The sequence below is a fragment of the Phenylobacterium sp. genome (assembly GCF_037138395.1).
Lineage (GTDB): Bacteria > Pseudomonadota > Alphaproteobacteria > Caulobacterales > Caulobacteraceae > Phenylobacterium.
Map to the genome: position 1 here is coordinate 1 of NZ_JBAXIM010000175.1, position 4820 is coordinate 4820.

Below are 4820 nucleotides of genomic sequence, written 5' to 3' on the forward strand. Positions count from 1 at the left end.
TGAGGGGGTCAACGGCAGCTCAGCTGCCCCCTCCGTCCCGGGGCCTTGCCCCGGGCCACCTCCCCCAGAGGGGGCGGAATTAGAACTGTCTGATTGCTCCACCTCAGGGGGAGCTGTCGGCGAAGCCGACTGAGGGGGTCAACGGCCTCGCCGCCACTTCCCCTGCCCTCAGACCGCCGGGACGATGTCCCGGGCTTCGGGCGGGATCGAATCGTAGATCGTCGGCGGGGTGATGCCCAGGCGACGGCGGGCGGCGTCCAGGGGTTCGGCGAGCAGGGCCTCATAGTCCTCGCCCAGCAGCCACTGGGTTGCCTTGCCGCGCTGGTAGCCCTGCCAGATGGCCCGGGCGTAGGGATAGCGGCCGCCGCGGGTGCGCGAGACCGCCCCCATGGCGATCAGGGCCCAGCCGAGGCTGCGGGTCTGCGGGTAGGAGAAGGCCACCAGGCAGGCCTCGCCCAGTCCATCGCGTCCATAGCCCGTCAGTATGTGCCAAAGGTCATGGACGTCCCGGGTCCGGCGGGCCATCCAGGCCACCGGATGCGGGATGTCGATATGGCTGCCCATCTCCCGGCTGACATCGGCAAGGCCCTCCGCCGACAGGTCCTGGCTGCGGATGAAGGTCCGGTAGGCCGCGCCCACCGAGCCCTCGGGAAGGCTGTCCAGCCAGGCGTCATCCATGAGCCTGCGGGCGAACTCGACGCGCTCGTAGGCGATCCGGCCACCCCGGGGCGTGGAGCAGAGCTTGCGGTAGTTCTCGCCCATGGAGTCCCCCGACAGGGCCTGCATGATCTCGAAGACCTGGCGGGTGTCCTCCTTGTCGCGCAGCAGGCGGCGCAGGGCGCGGAGCGCAGCCCCCCACTCACGGCGGGGGGTGGGGATGGGTGTGTCAGCTGTCAGTACACTGGCGGTCATGGCGTCCACTAAACATTGCTTAGTTTCGATAGAGTTATCGTCCCAGGGGTCTGGATTCAAGGGTCTGCCGCCTGTTGCCCGCATGATGTATTCCTGACGTCACATGACTCTCCGGAAACGCTCCCTCAACCTTGCGGGCCACGCCACCTCCCTGGCGATGGAGCCTGAATTCTGGACGGCCCTGGAGGCCATGGCGGCGGCCCGGGGCCTGCGCCTCTCCGCCCTCGTCGCCGAGATCGACGCCGGTCGCGGAAACCGGCCCCTCGCCTCAGCCTGCCGCGTCGCCGCCCTGCAGGCGAAGGGCTGAATCCCCCGCGCGGCGCGTGCTACATCTGTTCCCATGTCGGAGACGGAATCACATGACGGCGGGGAAGACCGGCCCCTGACCCTCAGCGAGAGGGCCAGCGCAGGGCTGCGCGCCAGCGAGGCGGACTACCTCAAGGGGCTCAACGCCGAGCAGCGCGAGGCCGTGGAGGCCCTAGATGGAGCCGTCCTGGTGCTGGCCGGCGCCGGCACCGGCAAGACCCGGGTGCTGACCACGCGCCTGGCCCATATCCTTGCCACCGGCCGGGCCCGGCCCTGGGAGATCCTGGCGGTCACCTTCACCAACAAGGCTGCGCGGGAGATGCGCGAGCGCCTGGCCGTCATCCTCGGGCCCGAGGCCGAGGGCCTGCGCTGGCTGGGCACCTTCCACTCCATCGCCGCCCAGATCCTGCGCCGGCACGCCGAGATCGTGGGCCTGAAGTCTACCTTCACCATCCTCGACACCGACGACCAGGAGCGTCTGATCAAGCAGGTGATGGAGGCGGCCAACATCGACGTGAAGCGGTGGACGCCCAAGGCTCTGGCCGGCCTCATCGACAACTGGAAGAACCGCGGCTGGACACCTGAAAAGCTACCCTCCGGAGAGGGCGCAGGCTTTGCCGGCAACAAGGTCCAGGACCTCTACCGGGCCTACCAGGAGCGCCTGAGGGTGCTGAACGCCTGCGACTTCGGCGACCTCCTCCTGCACAACCTGACCCTGCTTCTGGCCCGGCCGGACATCCTGGAGGAGTACCACCGCCGCTTCCGCTACATCCTGGTCGACGAGTACCAGGACACCAATGTCGCCCAGTACCTCTGGCTGCGCCTCCTGGGCCAGTCCCGGGGCAATGTCTGCTGCGTGGGCGATGACGACCAGTCGATCTATGGCTGGCGGGGCGCGGAGGTGGACAACATCCTGCGCTTCGAAAAGGACTTCCCGGGCGCGAAGGTTGTCCGGCTGGAGCGCAACTACCGCTCCACCGCCCACATCCTGGGCGCGGCCTCGGGGCTGATCGCCGCCAACCGGGGCCGGCTGGGCAAGACCCTTTGGACCGAGGCCGAGGGCGGGGCCAAGGTCCTGGTGCGCGGCGTCTGGGATGGCGAGGCGGAGAGCCGGCTGGTGGCCGAGGAAATCGAGCGCGCCCGCCGGGGCGAACGCGAAGACGGGCCCCTCGTCTACCGGGACATGGCCATACTGGTCCGGGCCTCCTTCCAGATGCGCGCCTTCGAGGAGCGCTTTGTCCTGATGTCCATCCCCTACACGGTGGTGGGCGGGCCGCGCTTCTTCGAGCGCGCCGAGATCCGCGACGCCCACGCCTACCTGCGCCTTGTCCAGTCGCCGGACGACGACCTGGCCTTCGAGCGCATCATCAACACCCCGCGCCGGGGCATTGGCGAGGCCTCGGTCCAGAAGCTGTTCCAGATCGCCCGGGCCTCGGGCGTGTCGGCCCTGACCGCCGCCCGGGAGGCCGCCGTCACCGACGAGCTGCCGGCCCGCACCCGCACCTCCCTGGCCAACTTCCTGCGCGATCTCGACCGCTGGACAGCCCTGTCCCGGGACACCCACCACGCCCGGGTGACCGAGGCCATTCTCGAGGAGAGCGGCTATACCGACGCCCTGCGGGCCGACCGCACCCCCACCGCCCAGACCCGGCTGGAGAACCTGAAGGAACTGGTCCAGTCCATGGACGCCTTCGACACCCTCCAGGCCTATCTGGAGCACGTCTCCCTGGTCATGGACATGGACCGCGGGCCCCAGGCCGACGCCGTCCAGATCATGACCCTGCACTCGGCCAAGGGACTGGAGTTTCCCCTGGTCTTCCTGCCCGGCTGGGAGGAAGGGGTCTTCCCCTCCCAGCGCAGCCTGGACGAGACCGGCGAGAAGGGGCTCGAGGAGGAGCGGCGCCTGGCCTATGTCGGCCTGACCCGGGCCCGCAGGTCAGCCCGGATCTCCTTCGCCGCCAACCGCCTGGTTTATGGCCGCTGGACGAGCCAGCTGCCCAGCCGCTTTGTCGATGAACTGCCCGAGGCCCACGTTGAGGCGGTCTCCGAGACTGGCTATTTCAGCGGCGGCCCCGGCATGCAGGCGACGGCCAGCCGATGGGACGAGACCCCGGCCTTCGGGTCCACCTACGACTCCCCTGGCTGGCGCCGTGCCCAGGACCGGCCCCGCCCCGCGGCGCAGGCCTCCAGGCGGACGGTCATCGAGGGCGAGGGCAAGCTCCTGGCCGTCTCCGATCCCCAGTCCAGTGCCTACGCCCGGGGCGACCGGGTCTTCCACCAGAAGTTCGGCTACGGCCGGGTCCTCGTCGCCGAGGGCTCCAAACTGACCGTCGCCTTCGACAAGGCAGGCGAAAAGAAGGTGCTCGACAGCTTCATCGAGAAGGGCTGATCCGCCGCGCCGCTTGCGGCCCGGGGACGGTCGCGCCAGTGTGGCCGCCTCACAAGAGGGAGACAACCATGGCCCAGCTGACCGCGAATGGCGTTTCGATCGAGTACGACCTCCACGGACCCGAGGGCGGTGAACCTGTCGTCCTGGTGATGGGCCTGGGGGCCCAGATGATCCGCTGGTCCATGGACATGGTCGGAGACCTCGCCGGACGCGGCTATCGCGTCGTGCGCTTCGATAACCGCGACGTGGGCCTGTCCCACCGCTTCGATGACGCCCCGCCGCCCAGCATCGGCGACGTCGCCAAGGCGGTCCGGGAAGGCCGCCGCCCCGAGGTTCCCTACTTCCTGTCCGACATGGCCGCGGACGCCGCTGGCGTGATCGAAGGCCTGGGCTTGGGCTCAGCCCACGTGGTCGGGGCCTCCATGGGCGGCATGATCGTCCAGATGCTGGCCGCCGAGCACCCGCACCGGGTGCGCTCCCTGACCTCGATCATGTCCTCCACCGGCAATCCGGGACTGCCCCCCGCCAAGCCCGAGGCCGTGGCCTTCCTGGTCAACCGGGGGCCGGATCCGCACCAGGACCTGGACGCCTTCCTCGACCATGGCCTGAAGTCGGCTCGGGTCATGGCAGGCCCGGCGGGTGTCTCCGACGAGGCCGCCGAGCGCGCCGGGATCGAGGCCTCCTTCCGACGCGCCTACTATCCGGTGGGCTTCCTGCGCCAGTACGCGGCCATCCTGGGCAGCGGCGACCGCCGGGAGGCCTTGCGCCGCATCACCGCGCCCACGGTCGTCATCCACGGGGCCGACGATCCCCTGGTGCCGGTCGAGGGCGGGCAGGATACTGCCGCCTGCATTCCGGGGGCCGAGATGCACGTGCTGGACGGCATGGGCCACAACATACCCGCCGCCCTGGTTCCCCGGGTCTGTGACCTGATCGAGCGGGCAGTGCGCCGGGCCGCCTGATGCAGACACCCGCAGGGAACCGCCGGCCATGAAGGTGGAGATCGCCGGCGCCGTCGCCTTTGCGGGGCTGGGCCTTCTCGTCGGCGCCCTCCTGCGGCCCCAGCCTGACGACTTCCGCCCGCAGGTCCCCGAATTGCCTGCGGGCTTCACCGGCACAACCGAAGGCTCCTCGGGAGGCGCAGACCCGACCGGCGGCTGGGGTGGACGCGGCCTGAACGGCGCCCTTCCGGACTATGTGGTCGGCACCGACT

Annotated in this window: 5 protein-coding genes; 4 read left to right on the top strand and 1 reads right to left on the bottom strand. The window is 69.9% G+C overall.

Annotation, left to right across the window (positions count from 1 at the left end; all coding sequences use genetic code 11):
• Positions 1-168 precede the first annotated feature (168 nt).
• Positions 169-912, bottom strand: a complete 744-nt coding sequence (locus WCJ52_RS11565) for a Coq4 family protein (protein WP_336903461.1) — start codon at positions 910-912, stop codon at positions 169-171.
• A 103-nt stretch (positions 913-1015) separates the two neighbouring features.
• Here WCJ52_RS11565 and WCJ52_RS11570 point away from each other — a divergent pair, with 103 nt between their 5' ends.
• The 4 genes from WCJ52_RS11570 to WCJ52_RS11585 form a co-directional block, all read left to right on the top strand.
• On the top strand, positions 1016-1219 hold the full coding sequence (locus WCJ52_RS11570; RefSeq protein ID WP_336903462.1) for a ribbon-helix-helix domain-containing protein: 204 nt from the start codon (positions 1016-1018) through the stop codon (positions 1217-1219).
• 33 nt (positions 1220-1252) lie between these two features.
• Positions 1253-3607 (top strand): UvrD-helicase domain-containing protein, encoded by a 2355-nt coding sequence (locus tag WCJ52_RS11575; protein ID WP_336903463.1) that lies wholly within the window; start codon positions 1253-1255, stop codon positions 3605-3607.
• Positions 3608-3675: 68 nt separating this feature from the next.
• Complete coding sequence (locus WCJ52_RS11580; RefSeq protein WP_336903464.1) at positions 3676-4569, top strand: alpha/beta hydrolase; 894 nt, start codon at positions 3676-3678, stop codon at positions 4567-4569.
• A 28-nt stretch (positions 4570-4597) separates the two neighbouring features.
• Positions 4598-4820, top strand: a 223-nt coding sequence (locus WCJ52_RS11585) for a hypothetical protein (RefSeq protein WP_336903465.1), incomplete at its 3' end; no start/stop codon positions are given.